General features: G+C 54.5%; 16 protein-coding genes. 12 read left to right on the plus strand and 4 right to left on the minus strand.

Going from position 1 to position 21,688, the window contains the following annotated elements:
• The first annotated feature begins 180 nt into the window (after positions 1–180).
• Positions 181–2,658 carry a hypothetical protein gene (locus Pla22_RS20690; RefSeq protein WP_242632218.1) on the plus strand — a complete coding sequence of 826 codons (2,478 nt, stop codon included), beginning with the start codon at positions 181–183 and terminating at the stop codon, positions 2,656–2,658.
• Positions 2,659–2,930: 272 nt separating this feature from the next.
• Here the strand turns inward: Pla22_RS20690 and lpdA are convergent, their stop codons facing one another.
• A complete protein-coding gene (gene lpdA, locus Pla22_RS20695; RefSeq protein WP_146516725.1) occupies positions 2,931–4,322 on the minus strand; it encodes a dihydrolipoyl dehydrogenase in 1,392 nt (463 codons plus the stop codon).
• A 405-nt stretch (positions 4,323–4,727) separates the two neighbouring features.
• Here lpdA and Pla22_RS20700 point away from each other — a divergent pair, with 405 nt between their 5' ends.
• The 10 genes from Pla22_RS20700 to Pla22_RS20745 all read left to right on the plus strand — a co-directional run bounded on the left by Pla22_RS20700 (position 4,728) and on the right by Pla22_RS20745 (position 16,995).
• Positions 4,728–5,627, plus strand: coding sequence for a lysylphosphatidylglycerol synthase domain-containing protein (locus Pla22_RS20700; protein ID WP_242632219.1), 900 nt, complete (start codon positions 4,728–4,730; stop codon positions 5,625–5,627).
• A gap of 146 nt (positions 5,628–5,773) precedes the next feature.
• Positions 5,774–6,367: a peroxiredoxin gene (locus Pla22_RS20705; RefSeq protein ID WP_146516726.1), complete on the plus strand. Its 594-nt coding sequence runs from the start codon at positions 5,774–5,776 to the stop codon at positions 6,365–6,367.
• A 76-nt stretch (positions 6,368–6,443) separates the two neighbouring features.
• Positions 6,444–7,118 carry a hypothetical protein gene (locus Pla22_RS20710; RefSeq protein WP_146516727.1) on the plus strand — a complete coding sequence of 225 codons (675 nt, stop codon included), beginning with the start codon at positions 6,444–6,446 and terminating at the stop codon, positions 7,116–7,118.
• A gap of 60 nt (positions 7,119–7,178) precedes the next feature.
• A complete protein-coding gene (locus tag Pla22_RS20715) occupies positions 7,179–8,252 on the plus strand; it encodes a linear amide C-N hydrolase (protein WP_146516728.1) in 1,074 nt (357 codons plus the stop codon).
• Positions 8,253–8,310: 58 nt separating this feature from the next.
• Positions 8,311–10,887: a DUF1592 domain-containing protein gene (locus Pla22_RS20720; RefSeq protein ID WP_146516729.1), complete on the plus strand. Its 2,577-nt coding sequence runs from the start codon at positions 8,311–8,313 to the stop codon at positions 10,885–10,887.
• A complete protein-coding gene (locus Pla22_RS20725) occupies positions 10,880–12,238 on the plus strand; it encodes a DUF1552 domain-containing protein (RefSeq protein WP_242632220.1) in 1,359 nt (452 codons plus the stop codon). Before Pla22_RS20720 ends, Pla22_RS20725 begins: the two co-directional genes overlap by 8 nt.
• A 131-nt stretch (positions 12,239–12,369) precedes the next feature.
• On the plus strand, positions 12,370–12,633 hold the full coding sequence (gene rpsR / locus Pla22_RS25775; protein ID WP_146516730.1) for a 30S ribosomal protein S18: 264 nt from the start codon (positions 12,370–12,372) through the stop codon (positions 12,631–12,633).
• Positions 12,634–12,720: 87 nt separating this feature from the next.
• Positions 12,721–13,122 carry an acyl-CoA thioesterase gene (locus Pla22_RS20735; protein ID WP_146516731.1) on the plus strand — a complete coding sequence of 134 codons (402 nt, stop codon included), beginning with the start codon at positions 12,721–12,723 and terminating at the stop codon, positions 13,120–13,122.
• Positions 13,123–13,264: 142 nt separating this feature from the next.
• Complete coding sequence (locus tag Pla22_RS20740) at positions 13,265–15,064, plus strand: ABC transporter permease subunit (RefSeq protein WP_146516732.1); 1,800 nt, start codon at positions 13,265–13,267, stop codon at positions 15,062–15,064.
• Between the two features lie 125 nt (positions 15,065–15,189).
• On the plus strand, positions 15,190–16,995 hold the full coding sequence (locus Pla22_RS20745) for an ATP-binding cassette domain-containing protein (protein ID WP_146516733.1): 1,806 nt from the start codon (positions 15,190–15,192) through the stop codon (positions 16,993–16,995).
• A gap of 47 nt (positions 16,996–17,042) precedes the next feature.
• Here Pla22_RS20745 and Pla22_RS20750 read toward each other — a convergent pair whose 3' ends face one another.
• Together Pla22_RS20750 and Pla22_RS20755 are read right to left on the minus strand one after the other, a co-directional pair.
• A complete protein-coding gene (locus Pla22_RS20750) occupies positions 17,043–18,401 on the minus strand; it encodes an excinuclease ABC subunit UvrC (RefSeq protein ID WP_146516734.1) in 1,359 nt (452 codons plus the stop codon).
• 42 nt (positions 18,402–18,443) lie between these two features.
• On the minus strand, positions 18,444–20,138 hold the full coding sequence (locus tag Pla22_RS20755; protein ID WP_165440773.1) for a PDZ domain-containing protein: 1,695 nt from the start codon (positions 20,136–20,138) through the stop codon (positions 18,444–18,446).
• 85 nt (positions 20,139–20,223) lie between these two features.
• Between Pla22_RS20755 and Pla22_RS20760 the strand changes: the two genes are divergently transcribed.
• Positions 20,224–21,387 (plus strand): GNAT family N-acetyltransferase, encoded by a 1,164-nt coding sequence (locus Pla22_RS20760; RefSeq protein ID WP_146516736.1) that lies wholly within the window; start codon positions 20,224–20,226, stop codon positions 21,385–21,387.
• On the opposite strand, the gene Pla22_RS20765 is transcribed toward Pla22_RS20760, so the two are convergent.
• The gene (locus Pla22_RS20765; protein ID WP_146516737.1) at positions 21,365–21,550 is read right to left on the minus strand and encodes a hypothetical protein; all 186 of its coding nucleotides are present in this window, start codon (positions 21,548–21,550) and stop codon (positions 21,365–21,367) included. The two genes, Pla22_RS20760 and Pla22_RS20765, sit on opposite strands and share 23 nt — an antisense overlap.
• Positions 21,551–21,688: the final 138 nt, after the last annotated feature.

Consider the following 21,688-nt stretch of genomic DNA (forward strand, 5'->3'; position numbering starts at 1 on the left):
ACCTCGACCTACCAAGGCATCGACAACTATTTGACGGCGATCCTTTATCTGACGGAGATCCTCTATTTGACGGAGATCCTTGGCGTAGTTTCACGATTGCTCTTTCGTCGCCGAAGGCAGATTTGATAACGAAGAGGTCAGCCATGGTTTTGGCCACTACTTCGCGAAGGAATGCGACCCATGAAATCGTTCGGCCTACGGCTCACAGCCGGAATTGTCACGATCCTGTTTGGTGCTTATGCCGCTGCATTAGCCCAAAGAGACAAACAAAATGACTCCCAAGCTTGGACAGCCCAAGCTCCGTCCCTCGGTGAACCTGCGGCGCCTATCGCTGGCATGAACGAGGATTCTTGGATCTCGCAGCCAGCGGAGAACCTCGAAAACGCCTCAAACTCGCTGGCGGATTTTGCCGCCAATGCATTTTCGCCGCCTAAGGGCGATGTCGTGCTGGTCCAGCACACCGAAGACATGCCGGCGGCACCGGGCGGATTCGACATGCCTGGATTGCCAGCAAGTCTCGGAGAGCCCGCTGCGCAAACCATGGAAGAAACGCCTGCCGTGAATTGGGGAATTTCGGAAGACGCCACCGCTCCGGAAGTTCAGACCGAAAGCTCCCTATCGATGGGTTACGCATCGGAAAGCCCCGCCAACCAACTTGATCAACTCGATGCAATCGAGGAACCGCAGCCGCTCACAACCACACCTGGCGAAGCAAATTCGCTTCCGACCCTGTCGCTCGCTGAGCCACCGCAAATGAACACCTTCGCCGCGGCGCCGGCGCAAGAAGAGTTCAATGCCGAACCAGCACCTTCGCCGATGACCGCGAACCCAAGCAACGACCTGCGAAACCCCAACACCGCCATGAATGAACTGCGTTCCATGGCGCCGCCGGCGATGCAATCGTACGAGCCTGAATCGTCGTATCCAGAACCGATGCGTCCCGAATCGTTGGATCGTCAATCGATGCAGCAACCGGCACCTCAATCACTCGCTCAACAACCGCAGCAGCAACCCCTGCAGCAGCAACCATACGCTCAGCAACAATTAGCCCAGCAAACATTGGCACCACCGCCACAGAGTTTCGCTGGCCAAACCGACATGTACGGTCGCCCGCTTCAACAATTGCAACAACAACCTCCGCCACGCATGGCATCGTTGCCGACATCACCGCAAAGCGTGCCCGCAATCACAGCGGACACTTACGGTCAACGCGGATACGATAATTCCGGCATGTTGGACATCGATCCAAACACCGTCACGGGATCCCCCGGCGACCGTCGCCTCGAGGGAATCCAATCTCCAAGCGTGGTCATTCACAAACGCGCCCCCGCCGAAGTCAAAGTTGGGAAACCAGCCGCCTTTGTTATTCACGTTCAAAACGTTGGCAGCGCCGAAGCACTCGGCGTGACCGTGCATGACCGCGTGCCCGCTGGCATGCGACTAGTGGATGCTTCCCCCGAACCTGTCATGCAAGGCGACTTGTTGATGTGGCAACTCGGTGCAATGTCGGCTGGCGAAGAACGTACCGTCACCATGCAACTGGTTCCTGAGGCCGAAGGTGAACTGGGCAGTGTCGCACGCGTGACATTCGAAGCCGCTGCGTCCGTGCGAACGGTTAGCACTCGTCCCGAATTGAAGATCGTACAACGAGCACCCGAGAAGGTTCTGATCGGCCAACAACTCGAAATTGAACTCGAAGTTTCCAACCCCGGCACGGGTGATGCGACTGGCGTTGCCTTACAAGAAGACGTACCCGAAGGACTTGAACACCCGCGCGGCCGACAACTCGACAACATGCTCGGAACACTTGCCGCCGGTGAAGTACGCCAACAAGTGCTGCGATTGCGGGCCGCAAGCCCCGGTATGGTCCGAAATACGATTCGCTTGGTATCCGAAGACGGATTGACCGCCGAACACACCATCGATGTCGAAGTCGTCGCTCCTAACCTTGAAGTTGAACTTCAAGGTCCATCGCGTCGCTTCCTTGAACACCAAACAACGTATCAATTGACCGTCGTCAACACGGGCACCGCCGACGCTACCAACGTCGAAATTTCGGTCGCGCTCGATCGTGGATTCACGTTCGTCAGCACGGACTACGAAGGCCAGTACGACCCTTCACGCCATGCGGTTTATTGGTCGCTCGCCTCGCTGCCCGCCGGTTCACCAGCGACCGTTCCGCTAACCTTGCTTCCCATCGAAGAGGGCAATCGGGCCATCACCGTCGACGCAAGAGCGGATCTGAACACGATGGCTCGAAACGAGCACAAAGTCACCGTTGAAGGGCTCGCTGATCTTAGTTTCCAGATCATCAACCCCGGCGGACCAATCGAAATTGGGGCTGAATCATCCTACGAGATCACGGTCAACAACAGCGGATCTAAAACAGACACCAACGTGCAGGTCCAAGTGCAGTTGCCTCCAGCATTGGAATTGATCAGTGCCGATGGCGACAGCGGACAAGCGAGCACCGACGGTCGCGGGATCGTAGCCTTCCCACCAAGAAGCCAGCTCGCACCGGGAACCGAGATGAAGTACCGCTTGCGAGTCCGCGGCGTTGCTCCTGGAACCCACCTCGTGAAAGCCGTCGTGATGAGCGACAGCGCAGCGGTTCCGGTGACCAAGGAAGAAAGCACATTGGTCTATGCCGATCAGTGATTCGGTCACCGCGAACGATGTAGCCCAGGCTGAATTTCGAAACGAACAGCCGAGCTAATCGCCGCCGCTGAAAACAAAAAAGTCTCGCCGGTCAAAGTGACGGGCGAGACTTTTGTTTTTGATCTTTGACTTCCAGAAACGCGTTTCAAAACTGGTTCACCTGGATTACCGAGCCTGCGTTCGCTGGCCAATCGCGACTTCCGTACTATGACTAAGACGCTGCGTTTTAAGCGGGCGTGCCGTGTTGAGCGGCAAGCGTATTAAGCGGTCTCTTAAGCAGTGTGAATCGCTCGGTCGTCGACATCGAGTGCCGCTTCGTGAACCGCTTCCGATAGCGTCGGGTGAGCATGGCAGGTGCGAGCGATGTCTTCGCTGCTGGCCCCGAACTCCATCGCAGCTGCAGCTTCAGCGATCAAATCACCTGCCCGATTGCCAATGATGTGAACGCCTAGGACACGATCGTTTGAAGCGTCAGCAAGAATTTTCACGCGACCATCAACATCGCCAAGCGTGCGTGCGCGACCGTTGGCTCCGAACGGGCAAACACCCTTCTTGTACTCGATTCCCGCTTCCTTAAGTTCATCTTCGGTTTTGCCTACCGACGCGATCTCGGGGTGGGTGTAAACGATCGCGGGAATGACATCGTAGTTCATGTGGCTTTGAATGCCCGCCATTCGTTCCACGCAAACGATGGCTTCTTCCATCGCCTTGTGCGCCAACATCATGCCGCCAATGCAATCGCCGATCGCGTAGACTCCTTCGACCGATGTTTCGTAGTTCTCACTTACGGGAATGAACCCTCGATTGTCGACTTCCAGCCCAATGGCTTCGAGTCCCAAGTCCGCCGTTGCCGGTGTACGTCCGGTCGCCAAGAGCACTCGGTCGCATTCGATTGGTTCACCGTCCTTAATTGCGACGATGCACTTGTCGCCTTTTCGTTTGGCCGACTCGACGAACGTCTTCAACCGGATTTCGATGCCTTGCTTTTTGAAGGTCCGATGAGCGATCGAGGCGAGTTCCCCATCAATGCCGGGCATGATGCGATCAAACGCTTCAAGCACAATGACTTCGCTGCCCAAACGATTCCAAACGCTACCGAGTTCTAAACCGATATAACCGCCACCGATAACGACTAGACGCTTAGGCACATCGGGGAAGGACAACGCCGTGGTGCTGTTACCGATCCGTTCGCCATCCTCTTCGACGCTGCGCAACTTGGCTGGATGGCTACCCGAACAAACCAGGACTTGGTCGGCTTCGATTTGCACGTTGTCTTGACCGGTGACCTCGATCGTATTGACGTCGCGGAATTTTCCTCGGCCACGATAGGGCGTCACATTCTTCTTTTTGAAAAGCATGTCGATGCCGCCGGTTAGCGTTTCGACGATCTTCACCTTTCGTTCCATCATCTTTGCGAGGTCAAACTTGACATCAGCAACGGAAATTCCGTGTGCCGACATTCCGTGCTGGGCCTCGTGATAGAGATGGCTCGATTCGAGCAATGCCTTGCTGGGAATGCAGCCGACTCGCACGCAAGTGCCGCCGAAACGATCGTTTTCCTCGATACAAGCGACGTCGATGCCCAACTGAGCTGCGCGGATGGCCGCAACGTATCCAGCAGGACCGCCACCTAAGACGACAAGTTCGTGACGTTTAGTGTTCATGAGCACTCAAAAGAGAAAGTGAAACGCAGGAGAGACGTCAGTTTGGCTGATCGCGTGGAGGTCGCCAAGGTAGCCGAATCAAAGGAACTGGACAAAACGTGCGTTCGATCGGGAAGGAACCAGCACCAAGGCGACTGACGAGAAGATGATCGAGCTATTCCGTGCGGAAAGCAAAGGAACAAGTAGCCGGCATGTTTGACCAAGCGGTTCGCTGCAATCTGGCCGCGACTGGTTTCGCGGCCGGAAGTTTCGTTGCTCATACGGGCTAGATGAAACCTGGGTAAGCCGGGACAATCTCATCGTCTTGCCTCATTTCACGACGGTGATGCTGTTTTGAACGCTACCAATCGTACTGCTCTGCTTCACCACGTTCGTCGATGGGCGGGCCCCTTGTGTGGCCTCATAGTGTTCAGCTTTGCCGTCCACCTGCTTTATCAGGTGGCCGAAGGCGTCAGCTTTGCCGAGTTCAAGGCAGCGCTACTGAGTGTTCCGCCGCTGTACCTTTGCTTTTCCGCATTCCTCATCGCTCTGAACTATGGATTGCTAACCGCTTACGACTTATTGGCGCTGCGTTACCTGTGCCGATCGCTGCCACTACGGCGGGTCGCCCTGGTTTCGTTTTTGGGATTTTCGCTGGGAAACAACCTGGGCACCTTCTTAGCAGGAGCTCCGATACGATTTCGCTTTTATACGCGTTGGGGACTCTCGGCCAGCCAGATCGTGGTTTTGATCGCAATCCTCGGCCTCACGTTTTGGAGCGGACTTTGGTTCCTTGGTGGTGTCGTGTTGGTGGCGTTTCCAATTGACTTGCCCGAAAACGTACCGTTGCCCTTTGGAACCCGGACCCTTGGGGTAATCCTTCTTTCGTTGGCGATCGGCTACTTGATCGTGTGTTCGGTTTGGAAGAAGCCGTGGCCGATTGGCAAGCTACACCTGCGACTGCCTGAACCGGGATTGATGTCCGTCCAGGCTTCGGTCGCGGCAGTGGACCTGCTGATCTCTGCCACTGCGTTGTACTTAGTGTTGCCTGAGGACGCCTTAGTGCCATTTTCTACGGTATTGTCGGCCTATTTGGTGGGAATCGCTGTTTCGATGATCACCCAGGTTCCGGGCGGACTTGGCGTACTTGAGGTGATATTGGCGAAGTTACTTAACGATTCTGTGGGTGCTGGCCCGCTGCTGGCGTCGCTGCTGATGTTTCGCACCTTGTATTATCTTCTGCCGCTGATGTTTGGAATGGTAACCCTTGTCGGTCATGAGATTTACGGGGGCACCGTGGAGGCTCGCCAGGCTGGCAAGGGCTGAGAATTCCCTGCGACATTTCGTATGACCGGGTTGCCCGAATTTGACTTCGTACCAATAGTGAAGCCTCGCGAGGTGCGAAACCATGCGACTGAATATTTACAATTTGCAACTTTCCAATTCTTGACTCGATCGCAACGAAGTTTCCCATGAGTGTTCTGGTAACCCAACAAGCTCCCGATTTCAAAGCTCAAGCCGTGATGCCCGACGGGCAGTTCAAAGAGATTTCGCTGAGCGATTACAAAGGCCAGTACGTGTTGCTGTTTTTCTGGCCACTCGACTTCACGTTCGTTTGCCCCACTGAAATCATCGCTTTCAGCGATCGCAACGACGACTTTGCCAAACTTGGCGTGCAAATCATCGGCGTTTCGATCGACAGCCACTTCACTCACTTGGCATGGACCAACACCGATCGCAACGTTGGCGGCATTGGCAAAACGGCCTACCCATTGGTTGCCGACTTGAACAAGCAGATTTCACGAGACTACGACGTGCTGCTTGATGGCGGCGTCGCTCTTCGCGGTTTATTCCTGATCGACAAAGAAGGCGTTGTTCGGCACCAAGTTGTTAACGATTTGCCGCTCGGCCGCAGTGTCGACGAAGCTCTTCGAATGGTCCAAGCTCTCCAGTACTTCGAAAAGAACGGCGAAGTTTGCCCTGCAGACTGGAAAGAAGGCAGTCGCACGATCAACCCCGACGTCGACAAGAGCAAGGATTTCTTTAACGCTGAATACGCGTCCTAGGCAAATCTGGTATTCTCGTTCGCAGCCGCATGTGGCTTGGCAACATGCGGCTGACGACACCTAATGGAAGATCGCGATGTGGAAAACTGACGACCAACAAGATGCAAATATTGGATGTGCGACTTGGTCCGACGCCCATGGCGAATTGCAGTTCGACGCCCGCGGTGGACAACATGGCATCACCGCCGGCAATGCAAATGACACTCGTTTCGCGATTGCTCCCGTTGGCGAGGACAAGCTACCCACCGCTGGCGAGCAATTTGTTCGCGGCGACCAGTGGCACATCAATTACCCGCAAGCGGATTCGTCTTACGCGCTTCGGATAGTCCTCGACATCATCGAATCGACTCCCAGCACGTTGGTGATGGAATGTTGCCTATCGGTGCAAACCGACTTGCTCGATTCACATCCCAAGCTAGACGTCGAATGTGCTTGTCACGACATCGATTCGATCGTCCCATCGGATCCCTATGGTAAAGACGATGTTACCGGATCTGGTACCGCTCCGATTTCAACCGCGGTCGGAACTTCGACCACGTCGATCTTGTTGCCGCCCGAGGATCATCCGTTCACAACCAATCATTCGACCGACATGCTGCTGCGTTTGCGATTGTTCGGTGATTTCTTAGAAAAGGGTGTGATTCGGCGGGCACGTCCTTGGATTGTGATCGATCGCAGCCAGCGAAGCACAAACGAATCGCTCGAAGCACTCTGGCAACAACTCTGCGACAGCCCCATTCCGTTGACATAGCTTGCCGAGTTGACATAGGCTGCGGAGTGAAAACGTTCATTCTTCGACGAAGGCAGCCTTATGCGAAAGTCATCAATCCGAACGGTCTTGGTGACCTTCATGGTAGGAGTCGCAATTCTCGTTTCGGGAACTGCGATCGCCTGTACCGTTGTTCGCTATCAGGTTGGCGAAGACTACTTAGTTGCCAGAAACCACGATTGGTTGTTCGGTGAAGGCCTCGTCATCATCGAACCTCGGGGGCTGAACCGCACCGCACTGACCCCGATACGACCGGCGAAGTGGACGTCCAAATTCGGCAGCGTTTCGCTAACTCAATTCGGTCGCGGCATACCGTTCGCCGGAATGAACGAAGCGGGACTTACGGTCGATTTGTTGCAACTTAAGTCAGCGGAGTTTCCCTCTGCGACGGCGCACGACCGTGATACGGTCAACGTGATCCAGTGGGTGCAGTATCAACTCGACACGGCGTCGAGCGTCGATGAAGTCATCGCGAGCTTGGACAGTGTGCTTCCGTTGCCATTGATCCCCAATATCGAACGAGTCCACTACTTCGTCACCGACGCGTCCGGCGGAGTTGCGATCGTCGAGTTCATGAATGGCAAACCGGTCGTTCGACGAGGCCCCGAGGCGACTCACTGCGCCCTCGCCAATACTGACATCGAGAGCGAACAAAAGGCGTACTCGGGATCTCCGACTTCTCGCTATGGTCAGGCCGTTTGCAGTATTCAAGACGTCCAACAATCGCCAGATCTAGATACCGCGTCAACTCAAGCATTCTGCGTACTCGACGATGTATCGCAGGATAGCTTGACGCGATGGAGCCTTCTTTACCAACCTAAGCATCGCCGATTGACCTTTCAGACCGAAGCATCATCGTCGCAGCGTTGGCTTGACCTTGATGATTTTGACTTTGCATCGGGCTCACCTTCGCTTTCGATTGACGTGTTGACCGATAAGACCGGGAATCTTCGATCGCACTTTCAGCCGATCACACCGGAGGACAATGCAGCGATCGTCAATCATTCGTTCGACCAATACCTGCCGCCAGGACTCGGCCGAGTCGCGGTCAAACAATTGGTCCTCAATCATGCCGCCTCGCTGCGGCAAGGCGAACCTGCTGGCGGCAACCACTGACTCATTTTATGGTCAGAGATTTGCGGCTTGCGAGTTTAAAATGGGCTACAATGGCTCCATGGCAAAATCAACTCCTACCGTTGTTTGGTCGCACCTTCACTGGGCACTCGCCGTACTGTTACTTCAGCTCGGCGTGAAAGATTCCCAGTCCGCAGAACCCAACGTTGACCGTACTTTACCTACGGATTTCCAGCAAAAGCTGGACAATATCGAGGACTTCTTCGGCAACCATTGCCTGGAATGTCACTCATCCGACGCCCCCGCCGCAGACTTCGATCTCGACAGCGTTGACCTCGCCCGACTCGCACAATCACCGGCCGAACATCACGACGAGCGGGCAAAAATGGAGCTTGTCTTCAAGCGCGTAGCGTCACGCCAAATGCCGCCGCCGAGTCACGACAGTAATTCTCGCCCTGACGACGAAACCTATACGCGTGTCACTCACGAACTCGGTGACGTCCTTGATCATGCTGCCCGGCTCAATCCTGCGGTTCCGCGAGTCGATACGCTACGCCGACTCACTCGCACCGAGTATCAAAACTCGATCCGCGACTTGCTATCCATCGAGATTGCGGCGGCTGATTGGCTGCCGGCCGATGAATCGAGCCAGGGATTCGACAACATTACCACGCGAGAGCTTTCGCCGGCATTGGTAAGCCGCTACCTAACGGCGGCTCAGCACGTTGCCCGAATTGCGGTGGCCCGGCCAACGGGAATTCCAATGGGAATGACCGTCCGTTTGCCAGCGGACTTGACTCAAGAACATCACCTCGACGGATTGCCGTTGGGAACACGGGGTGGAGTCAACATCCGCCATACGTTTGCCGAGTCAGGCGTGTACGAGGTCGCGATTCGCTTGACTCGCGACCGAGACGAAATGGTGGAAGGGCTTTTTCAGAAACACGATATCGATGTGCTTGTGGACCGTGATCGTCGCGATCGCATTTCCGTGTTCCCACCGAAAGACGGCAAAGACTACACGCATGTTGATACCAATTTGAAATCCAGGGTGAACATTGATGCGGGACAGCACGACCTTGCCGTCACCTTTGTTAGCCAAGGCGATTCACTCGTCGAGATTAAACGTCAACCCTTTGATGCCGCGTACAATCGCCATCGACACCCGCGGCAGCAACCGGCGATCTTTGAAGTTTCGGTATACGGTCCGCTTCTTGACGAGAGCCCTGCTTCGGAAGCAACCCATGAAACGCCAACCACAATCAGTCGCGATAAGATTTTCGGCAATCACTTAGAAGCACTGGAATCGGCTCAACCATCGGTTGACGAACAAATGGCGATCGCGGAAGGAATCTTGCGTCCTATCATGCGATCTGCCTATCGACGGGAAATCGAGCCTGCTGATGTTGTCGTGCCGATGCAGTTTTTCCGGAACGCAATCGAAACGAACATCACGACGAACCAGCAGGCTAAGGTCACAAGCCTGAACCAAGATCGCTGGCGAATTCGGTTTGACATGGGAATCGAAACCGCGCTTTCGTCGATTCTCGTCAACCCTCACTTTTTCTTGCGAACCGAGGCGGAAGTTCAACAAGACGTCGCTGCGGAGCCAATTAGCGACCAAGAACTCGCCACGCGGTTGTCGTTCTTCTTGTGGTCAAGCATTCCGGACGCTGAACTGTTGGACTTGGCGAAGGCCAAACGGTTGCACGAACCGGAAATCTTGCGGCATCAGGTTCACCGCATGTTGGCCGACCCCAAATCCGATAGCTTGGTGAATAATTTCGCAAGCCAGTGGTTGCACCTGCGAAACCTGGATTCGATCGCTCCTGATTTGCGTCAGTTCCCCGACTTTGACGAGAACCTTCGCCGGGCGTTTCGTCGCGAGACAGAATTGCTTTTTGAACACGTGAAGAAGCATGACCTGAGCGTCTTGAAGTTAATCGACAGCGACATCACTTTTTTGAACGATCGACTGGCCAAGCACTACGGAATCGCGGGGATTAGGGGAAACCACTTTCGCGAAGTCAGCTTACGCGACGATCCCACACCGGAAAAAGCTCGTCGTGGCGGCTTGCTTCGACAGGGCAGTATCTTGTCGGTGACCTCATACGCGACGCGAACCTCGCCTACGATTCGCGGCAATTGGGTGCTCAAGAATCTGCTTGGCACGCCACCGCCTCCCCCACCGCCAAACGTACCAGCCCTCAAGGAGAAGTCTGCTACGATCGCGGAAACGGTACGCGAACGGTTGGCATTGCATCGAAGCGACTCGGCATGCGCGAGTTGCCACGATCTGATCGATCCGGTCGGGTTTGCACTCGATCGATTTGATGCGGTGGGACGCTGGAGAGCTTATGATGGTGACTTAGCGGTCGACGCTTCGGGCGTACTACCCGATGGCACGCCCGTGACCGGTGTCGGTGATCTTGAAGCAAGCCTGCTAGGGAATCCCGACCAGTTCGTTTCGGCCATGGCCGAAAAGTTGATGACATTTGGACTCGGTAGAGGCGTTGACTATCGCGATGCAGCGACGATACGAAACGTGGTCGCATCATCAAGAGCAAACGAGTACCAATTTTCGTCAATCATTCAAGCGATCGTTGCAAGTGACGCGTTTCTTAAACGCAGCCCAAACCAAGAGTCAAACGTCCGCGGAGAAACCGATGATGAGTGATCACTCAACAACGTCTAGTTTTGGTAGCGTCATTCGCAAGCGTTCGTTGTCGCGACGAACACTTTTGCGAGGCATGGGAACTGCGATTGGCTTGCCGTTGCTCGACGCGATGGTGCCGTCTATGACCGCTACTGCAGCAACGCCCGCAGCGGCAGAAAACCTTCGCCGCGTCGGATACATCTATGTACCAATGGGATACAACCCGAAGGAATGGACACCGCAGGGCGAGACTCTTGAAAACTTGCCATCGAGCTTATCACCGCTCGAAGCCGTCAAAGAACAAGTTACCGTGATTTCGGGAATGGATTTGCAAAACGCGTATCCCGGATCCCACGCAACATCCAACGCGGCGTTCTTAAGCGCCGCTCAAGCAAAATTGACCGAAAGCAGCGACTACTCACTCGGCATCACCGTCGATCAAATCGCCGCCAAGCACTTTGGACATCAAACTCAGTTACCCTCGCTTGAGTTGTCGATGGACCTGCTTTCGACGGTAGGGCAGTGCGACAATGGTTACGCATGCGTCTATCAAAACAACTTGTCGTGGTCGTCCGACAACACACCCTTGCCATCGGAGGCACACCCGCGAATCGTGTTTGAGTCCATGTTCGGTGAAGGTGGAACTCCCGAGCAACGACAATCGGCATTGCAGAAGCGTGCGAGCCTGCTCGATTCGGTGACCACGGAAATCAAACGACTTCAAGGACGGCTTGGCGCCAGTGATCGCAATAAGGTCGACCAGTACCTCGAGAGTATTCGTGAGGTCGAGCGGCGAATCGAGCATGCCGAACGAACGGCAAAGGACAATCCGCTTCCCGATCTGGATCGACCAGTGGGCGTTCCGGTTGCGTTTGCTGACCATGCTCGGTTGATGTTCGACCTGCAACTGTTGGCGTTCCAAGGCGACATCACTCGCATCGTCACCTTTCAACTAGCGCGTGAGGCGAGCACTCGGACTTATCCTGAAATCGGCGTTCCCGAGCCACATCACCCGGTCACTCACCATGGCGGGAATCCGGAAAAGCTGGCCAAGGTTGCCAAAATCAACCAATTCCATGTCCAGCTTTTTGCTGAGTTCTTAGAGAAAATGGGAGCCACCCCGGAAGGCGACGGCACGCTGCTGGACCATTCGCTTTACATGTACGGCAGCGGAATGGGCGACCCTGATGCTCATAATCATCACGATTTACCGATTTTGGTCGCCGGTGGGGCTGCCGGACGGATGCAGGGAGGTCGACATATGCTATTCGAGGGCGAAGAACCTCTGGCAAATTTGCATTTAACCCTGCTCAACAAAGTCGGCGTGCCGATGGAAAGCTTTGCCGACAGTACGGGAGCGTTGGAATTGTAGCTTGGAACCTCTTGCCCATTTCGCTGCTGTTCCCCATAATCCCCGTTCGTTTTGGCGAGCCGGCGATTGATTTGCCGGCCGTTTAGTCCGTTCGCCTGGTACTCCGAAAGGCCCTCATGGCACCCCGTCCTATGAGCACGCGTAGTCGTGCTCGCAAAAGAAGTCGCGTCCGCAGCCGTACGAAGAAGAAAGATCCGATCTTCGTCGATGGCCACCGCCCACGTCCTATGTATGTCGATTTCAAGGACGTTGAATTGCTCCGCAAGATGGTCAATCGCCAAGGCCGAATCGTCGGTCGTCGCAAGAGTGGTTGTACCGCCGCCAGCCAGCACGCCGTTAGTGCTGCGGTCAAGCGAGCTCGCTTCATGGCACTTCTGCCATACGTTGGCGAGTAAGAACCAAGCCAGAGACGTCAGATCCGGCAAGCCAACTTGGGCGAGTCGGATCGAAGTCGATCTGGTCCCTGGAAAAACCTAGTGCTCATGTTGTCCACCACGCGCCGTGTCGAGTTTCGTGATACCGATGCGGCGGGAATCATGCACTTTTCCGCGTTTTTCCCGATGATGGAATCCGCCGAGCACGAGTTGCTTCGGTCTTGGGGCATGTCGGTGATGCCTCGCGAACGTGGCCCCAATGACGTCACGTGGCCCCGAGTGGCAGCGACCTGCGATTACCTCGCGGCCGCCCGTTTCGAAGATATTCTTGCGATCAACGTTAGCGTTCTTAAAGTTGGCAATTCAAGCGTCCAGTACGGATTTGACTTCTCGCGAGACGAAACGCCGATCGCCAAAGGCACCCTGACGGCGGTCTGCTGTCGTCTGGACACTTCCGGCCTCACCAAGGTACCGATCCCTGATTCGGTCCGCCAATTGATGCAAGGTTGAGCCGCGTAGGCCCACAATTGTCTGAAGAATCCGCGTTTGCGAGCAAACCGTTTCCTTGCTCACTGCGTAATCTCGACATCGGAAGCCGTGTCTGTGATGCGGCGATACAACTTTTTGCTGTTCGTCGAATCGGCTTTAACTCATGATGACTGGCCTCGCGGTACCTTCGCTTTTCTCGGACCTCTCAGCCTCGTGCCCAGGAATCATCAGCGGCATGCTGGATGGTCTTGTCTTTGGCCAGGTGATGAGTTGGCTGCCGTCGTTCCTGACACCGATCTGGGTGATCGCGATGGCGCTGTTGCTCGGTGCTCTGATGGCGTTGGTTTTCTACGGCGTGTTGGCGATCCTGTCGTTCATACCGCCACTGGGACATTTGGCGGACTCACCTCGCCGCGGCATCACGGCTTCGCTGATCGTCGGCGGACTAATCGCTGCCGGTCTTTGTGCCGCGTATGTTCCCATGGCGGCGGACCCTGAATTCGCTCACTTTTTGTACCTTCCTCTGATTACCATCGGCGCGATCTTAGGTTTTGCCACGGTCTACGGAATGTGGCATCGGACTCGTGGCGATTGGAAGCTATTGCCGTCCGAAGGCATCATGCCATACGTGCTTAGCGTTGCAGGTTTGTTTGTGGTAATTGGCCTAGCTTCGACGCCATTGGTGAACGAGCCCAAAGCGTTCCTCGAATCGCTGCCAGCGGTGAATCTAATCGGTGATGGGACGTCGTCCTTTACCGTTACGGTGCCCGGCAACGGTGAAGTGGATCCTGACTTGGCTCCGTTTGTCCCAGCCAACGAGATCTATTCACTTCGCAATTTGTCCGAGATGACCATCAAGACGAATCGCAAAGTCTTGATAGCTGATTCGAGTGACACGCGTGCGTTTTCAAAGTCACCCATCGAAGTCAGTGCGGATGAACCGCTTTCGTACCGTGCGGCTGATGATGCGGCTGCACCAATCCCAGGCGACCCAAGTCGCTTGCACATTCAGAACCGCGAAGTGGACCCCGCGGAAGTCACCTTCACGCTGAAGTCGCTACCGGCGATTCCCGAAGTCGCGTCCTTGCTTGGTATTTCAATCGCCACGTTCGTGTTCGTCTCGTTCATGGTGGCGTTTCGACAAGCAGCACCACGCGTTTGGGCTCTTGCGATTTCAACAGCCAAAAACGAAATGGGGCAACCGCTTTACCTGTTGCTAATGGGACTGGGACTCTTCGGAGTTATCCTGTTTGGTTTCTATCCTTTCAACACCTTGGGCGATGACATTCGTCTGCTGAAAGATTCCGGCGTTACCATCATCATGGTACTGGGAATGTTGCAGACGGTCTGGAGCGCGGGCACAACGGTAAGCGACGAAATCGAAGGCCGGACCGCATTGACCGTGCTTAGCAAACCCGTCAGCCGGCGATCGTTCATCCTGGGCAAGTACGCGGGAATCATGATGGCAGTCCTGGTGTTGTTTGCGATCATCGCGGCAGTGCTGTTGATCGTGATCAGCTACAAGCCGATTTACGACGCTCGCGAAACCACCCGAGCCGCAACGACGTGGCAACTTAGCTTTGACGAGGTGATCACGACGGTCCCCGTGCTGGGTCTTTACTTTATGCAAACGATGGCGGTGGGAGCCATCGCCGTAGCCCTGGCCACGCGTCTACCATTGCTGGCCAATTTCATCACCTGTTTCGTGGTCTATTTGATAGGCAATTTGACCTCGCCGCTGGTCGCATCGACCAAAGGAAACAACGAATTGGTGGGATTTGTAGGGAAGCTGATCGCTGTGATCGTGCCAAATTTGAACACTTTTAACGTTCAGGCGGCGATAGATGCGGCAAAACCGATCCCGGCGATCTACTTGCCCGGCGCTTTTAACTATCTTGTATGTTTCGTCATCGCCGTTTGGATGCTGGCGATGTTGATATTCGAGGACCGAGACCTTGCCTAAATGGGGCTGACTGTCTCTCGGTTCTCTTCCCTTCTTCCATCACGCCAGTTCAGTTTTTGCGAATCATCTGCATTCGCAAAGTCGTGTGGCGCCGGTAGACATTTGAATTTTTGGAGCCGACAAGGTTGAGTCGAATAGGCACACTCGCCAAAGCGCGTCACGAACCCGCCGCCTCGGGTTCGTTCTTCGGTTATGTCTGGGCCACACTGGCGGGACTTTTGGTCCCCGTGCTAGTGGTGCTTGTCGGACTCATAGCCGTGCTGCTCAATTCCGGTGGTCTGACCAGCGGTGTGGTGCGATTGGGGACTCACTGCTGGGTTCCCGTAAGCGAGGCATTCGCGAGTCAAAGCCCACTGGTCCAATTGTTTGAACTCGTTGGCATCTCGCTATTGGTTTCCACCGTGTTCTCACTAGCCATTTGGCTACACCGGTTGTCCGCGGACGCGAGGGCTCGGTCGATCACCAAATCGCTGCATCAGCAGATCCTAAAACAAAGCCTGCGACGAGCCGAGGTCGAAGGTGCCGCTGCCCAAGCGGTGCAAGCGAATCATTTGATTGGCGAACACTTGCCGCAATTGCAGCGAGGGTTATCGCTTTGGTACCGCGCCGTGCCACGCAGCGTCATCACGCTAGTCGGCTGTGTCGCCTTGGCACTGCTAGTTAATGTTTGGCTCGCGATGGTTGCCGTGGTCAGCGGTGTGCTCATCGCCAGACTGGTTCGCCAACTGCGTCGTAACGACGATTCCGATCGAATCCGTTGGGAAGTTCCCCGAGCACGCGCACGTATGGCGGAACTAGTCGGACAGGCTCCGCTGCATGCACGTTTGCAAAGCGAAGGACTCTCGGATCAAGCCTTTGCTTCCGAGCTTGAATCGCTGTACCGACGAATTGAAGATGAAGATCATCGTCTCGCTCGAATATGGCCTTTGCTCTTCCTCGCCATTTCCGCTTCGATCGCGGTACTCGTTTCCGGTCTTGCGGTGAATGTTGACGCCGGGCTGAGCCTTCCGTCTGCATTGGTGATCGGTTTGGCTTTGGGAGCGACCGTGGCGGCGGCGGGAAGGTTGATGTCCTTAAGCAATCAACTTACGGTCAGCTCGGAAGCAAGCAATTCCATTTATCACTACCTGCAGCGAAGCGGTGACGCCGCACCAAGTGAGCAACGCGTTGGCTTGGCGAAGCTTCGCGAAAGTGTCGATATTCAAGACGTGACGCTGGGGGACATCACGGGTGATGCAATCCTTCGCCACTTGAGCTTGAAATTCACTCCGGGGTCACTGGTCGCCATGCTCGGCACGGATTCCGTCGCCACTCAGGCGCTATTGGAATTGTTGATGGGCTTCGGAATGCCAAACGAAGGCCGAATAACGATCGACGGAATCAACTTGCGTGATATTCATCCGCAAGCTCTTGCCAAGAACGTGATGTGGATCGGGCCCGACGGCCCCATCTATGACGGGACGATCGAAGAGAACTTGCGTGGAAACGACACGTCGATCAATAACGGTGACATGGTAAAGGCTCTCGAAGAAGTCGACGTTTACGAGCGACTATTCCGACTGCCCGAAGGACTCAATACCGTTGTTTCAGCTAGTGACGCGATGCTAGGTATCGAAACAACCTATGCTGTTGGCGTTGCCCGAGCATTGCTGCACAAACCGTCGATCGTGCTAGCTGCCGAACCGCCACCTCCGGCGGAACACCTATCGGATGATCGCTGCTTAGCGGCCCTGCGACGACTGCAGCAATCCGGCAGCCTCGTGATCATTCTTCCGCGTCGACTGCAAACGCTGCGAAGCGCCGACCGAGTCGTGCTGCTCAATGGGCCTCGACTCGTCGGGGAAGGGAAGCATGCTGAACTGCTAAGCGAAAGCGATCTGTATCGGCATTTGAATTACCTGCTATTCAACCCCTATCGCCACAACAAGTAGAAACCCGAAACGCTCGGTATCTTGCATGAGACTTTCGGCGTGACACGCTACCTTTCAAAGGTCGATTTGTTACGCAGCATATGGTGATAGTGCTGAGCAAAACGGTGTGACTCGTCTCGTACGTATTGCAACAATCGAAGCGCGTACGAACTCTTGCTTAACTTGATCGACTCGCTAATGCCCGGGCGAAAGATTTCCTCTTCACGCTTGGCCAATGAAATTACGGTTGGCGGAGTGATGTCCTGGTCACGAAAAGCGGCCATCGCTGCGTTGAGTTGCCCCTTGCCACCGTCGATCAACAGGATATCCGGAAACGAATCGCCTTCGTCCGCTAAACGACGAAAGCGTCGGGAAACAACTTCGTACATGCTGCGAAAGTCGTCGATGCCATCAACATCCTGGATCCTGAATCGACGATAGCCTGGTTTGAACGGCAAGCCGTCAATGAACTGAACCAACGAGGCAACCGTTTCACCACCGCCTAAGTGAGCGATATCCATCCCCTCAATCACTCGTGGTGTCTCCGACAAACCCAACACCTTCCGCAAACCCGTGAGCCCCTTCTTGGGATCCACGTAAAAGACTTCTGGCTGAGCATGGGTTTCCAGTTCGCCACGTTCTTCAAGGCGTTCAAGCATGTTGATCTCGTCACGCAAAACAGCAGCGCGTTCAAAATCCAAGGACTTGCTTGCGGTCATCATCTCTTCCCGCATTTCCTGAATCAGCTTCTTCTTTCCGCCTTCCATGAATGTTTGCAGCCGACGAATATCACGCCGGTACTCTTCCTTGCCGATTCGCAAGTTGCATGGCGCCGTGCATTGATTGATGCTGGCGAGCAGGCATGGTCGGAACCATTGCCATTTTTCATCCGATTCGCTGATGTCGAGCGTGCAGGTACGAAACTTAAAGATTCGCTGTAGAACCTGAATGGCCCCTCGGAGCGCACCGGCGCTCGGGAAAGGCCCATAAAGTTTGACGCCGCGTTCTTTGGGTTCGCGTGTGACCTCGACGCGAGGAAACTCGTCTCGCGTCGTGATCATTAAGTAAGGAAAGGTCTTGTCGTCCTTGAGATCTTTGTTGTGTTTGGGTTGAATGTCTTTGATCAACCGCGATTCCATCAACAGAGCGTCAACTTCGCTTTCACACTCGATGAATTCAATGTCCGCTATCTCGGTGACCCAATTGGCAGTCCGCGCATCCTCAGCCGCTGCCTTCAAGAAATAGCTACTCGCACGACTACGCAAGTTCTTCGCTTTACCGACATAGATGACCACTCCCGCAACATCCTTCATCAGATAGATGCCGGGAAGTTGCGGAAACGTTTTGACCTTCGCCGAAGCGTAGTCAAAGCCAAAATCCGAGCTCGGCTCGCTTGATTCGGTATTGCCGGAATCGGGTTCAGTCATCCTGACCACTTTGCTTGGAGAATAACTTCAAAAGAAGAATGACTATTGAGGCACCGGCAAGGAATTTAATGACGGTGGATCCGACTCCTGCAAAAGTGTCGATCGCTTTCGTGTGCTTCGTGGGGCGGTAAAGATGGTTTGCTCAATGGGTTCGCCATCACCAAAATCCATCACGTCATCGACGGTTGGAGTTGGGATTGGTGTTGGGTTGGGCTGATCAACCGGAAGCGTATTCAACTTCGTTGCACCTTTGCTTGCCTCAATAGCCGATCCGGATGCCCCGCTCCCAGAATCGGCCTCGTCCGCATAGCTCGCTCTGGCAACCGGAGCGGCTGGCTTGGACTTATTCAAGCGATTGCCGGCAACATTTGCGTTGTCGGAACTTCCCGATCCCTTACCTCCAGAGCCATTGAAGAAGCCGCCGATCATAGATCCCAATCCAGTCGCCAAGTTGCCAGACTTCGGCGCCGAATCGTCACTCGCGACGGTATTGGATGACTTAGATTTGGGTTCCACATTCGTGAGTGTCAGGGTCTTGGTTGCCAATTGACCGTTTCGAACGATTCCAAGCGTCAACTTTTCCCCAACCTGTCGCTGCTGTAGTTCCTGACGAAGGGCACTGCCATCGGCAAGCAAGCGTCCATCCACGGAAACGATGCGATCGCCCGGTTTCAATCCTGCTACATCACCGGGCATGTTATTGCGAACATCGGTCACCAAAACGCCTCGCAGTCCGCGCGGGTCCTCGATGATTAACCCTAGTCGAACACGATTGGCCGGTGATCTAGCTTGACGCGGCTGAGTTGGAGGCTTGGCTGCCGAAACGACATCCTGATCCTCTGTTTCGGAGTCCATGGATGAATCCAATTCCGAGTTTGACGCCAGTTCAGCATTCTCTTGCGATGGCAACTTACTCCTCTGACTGTTCGCGTTTGCGTCAGGTTTTTGTCCAGTCGAACGAGCCACCAAAGGCACCGAAGTAACGTAAAGCTGTCGATCACGAACGAACTGGACCTTGATCCGATCGCCCGCCTCATGAGTTCGAAGAATGGACGCGATTTCGGAAACCGTTGTGGTGCGAACATCGTCGATCTTCACAATTTGATCACCCACACGCATTCCCCCCTCGTCAGCAAAGGAATCTTCGCGAATGCGAGCTATCCGAACTCCCGATGCCCCCGCCGAGTCCTTAAAAACGTCAATTCCCATCGAGGCGTATTTCGATGGAGTTGAAGCTTCCTTATCCAAAATCGAGGACTTTGAGGACTTCGAGGGCGATTCATCAGAATCCATTTCGTTGGAGTCATCCGCCAAAATTGACGACCCAAAATCTTCTTCATCACCGTCTTTGTTCAGCGAGACACTTGGACCAGATTTTTCGTCAGCCGGATTGATCGCCGACGCACGTGTTGGATTGGCTTCGGCTTTACCATCATCGTTGTCAGCAGTTCGCCCGTATCGAGCGACCGCACCGCTTGTCGCTGGTTTGGCTGCTCTTTCCGCCGTTCCTGGAGCCTGACGCGGTTGGGTCAACTGATTCCGCCCCTGATAGTTCGGCTGAGCGTAGTTTTGACGCGGGTCAGTCGCCGGTGGCCTTGTCGGTGGTGCTGCGTATCGTTGTTGACGAAGCGCCTGGAGACGACGAAATAGCTGTGCGTCAGCAGTATTGGAATCCCCCACCAACCAAGCAATCGAAACGAGGAAAGTCAGTAGAACGAGAGATTGTGAACGTGGCATGGCCATCACCGGATAAGAATTCGACAAGCAGTTTTACGGTCCGGCAATCCTTACCTCACCGCGATAGTCTGTATGATACGAGCCAATGCAGATAAGAAAAACGGGTTGGATCGAAAACAAGGCGAGCGTATTGACTCAAAACCAAGCAAATTACAGGGTCGAAAGCACGCCGATCGAACTTTTGCCGGAAAAGCTTCCGGTTTGGCTGCAAGGAATTTCGATCGGAAGAGCGCAGATCATCGTCGATCAACTGCGTTCGGTTATTTCCGACCGGAAAGAGGACCCGAAATCGCAGCCCGCTGTGATCTGGTTGACTGCAACGCCGACCCAGACAAAGCCGGGAGACGAAACATTCGATCCAGTTGTCCCCGTTTCAATAATCGCGGTGCAGGGCAGGGTCACGAGCCAAGAACACGCCGATACCGTCACCGTCATCCACGGCGGCCCAATGGGACCTAGCGACAACGGTGCTCCTACCGACAACGGCGCTTTAATTAACAACGACGTTTCATCGGAAGCTTTTGTCGAATTGACAGAGGCGTTTGATGAACAAATGCGAAACCGTGGTGTGAAGTTTGCGCAGTGGGCGACAGACCCCGACCCATCGCAGGAAGCGACGTTGCAATTCGAGTGTTTTGGATTCGCAAAACTTGCGACGCTGCAATACATGAGTGGACAGTTTCCAAGAACGCACAGCCAATTAGAAACTGATCGAAAGCGCAATAACAACGCGAGGCTGAAACCATCGCCAGTGTCGCTTAGAGCGATCAATGTCGATGACGCAAAGTCTCTTGAACGATTCGTTAATATTGTCGAGCAGACCTATGTTGATACGCTCGATTGTCCGCAACTTAACCAGTTTCGTTCAGCGGCGCAAACGATATCTGGCTATCAAACATCCACGGCCTACGACCCATCGCGCTGGTTCGAAATCGTTGACGCAGATGATTCAGCCATTGGCGCGGTCATCTTGGCCACTCATAGCGAAAAAGCCAGTGAATTAGTCTATATGGCGCTCATTCCCTCTGCCCGTGGAAAGGGACTTGGGCATGAAGTTATGCAACGAGTGATCGAAGAGATTCAGATTCGTTTGTCACCTTCGGAACAAAACATAACGATTCCACAACTAGTGCTGGCGGTCGATGAAAAGAACGTCCCGGCAAAAAGAATTTACGAAGCAGCGGGACTCAAACCCATGATTCGTGAATGCGTTTGGGGAAAACATTTTACTGATCAAGCGATGCGGTAATTCGGTTCTGTTCAACGACGTTGACGTTTTTCAAATCGCGGTGATGCAACTTAGAAAAACGTCGTTTTGCACGGACGATTCGTGGACGCATCCCAGCAGCGCGTCGCCTTCCTCTTTGCTCTGCCAACACCTTTTCCACCAGCACGAAAACTCGATTCTTCATCGCGAATCCGCCATGCAATTTTTGCATTCACAAAGACAACCAGTCACACGCCTGCAAAATCGGGATTTCCGGGGCAACGAGCGACACGAAAAGGAAAGCATCGCACAATCTTCAATTTCTCTTCACGAGACTATTTGA

The organism is Rubripirellula amarantea, from assembly GCF_007859865.1.
GTDB lineage: Bacteria > Planctomycetota > Planctomycetia > Pirellulales > Pirellulaceae > Rubripirellula > Rubripirellula amarantea.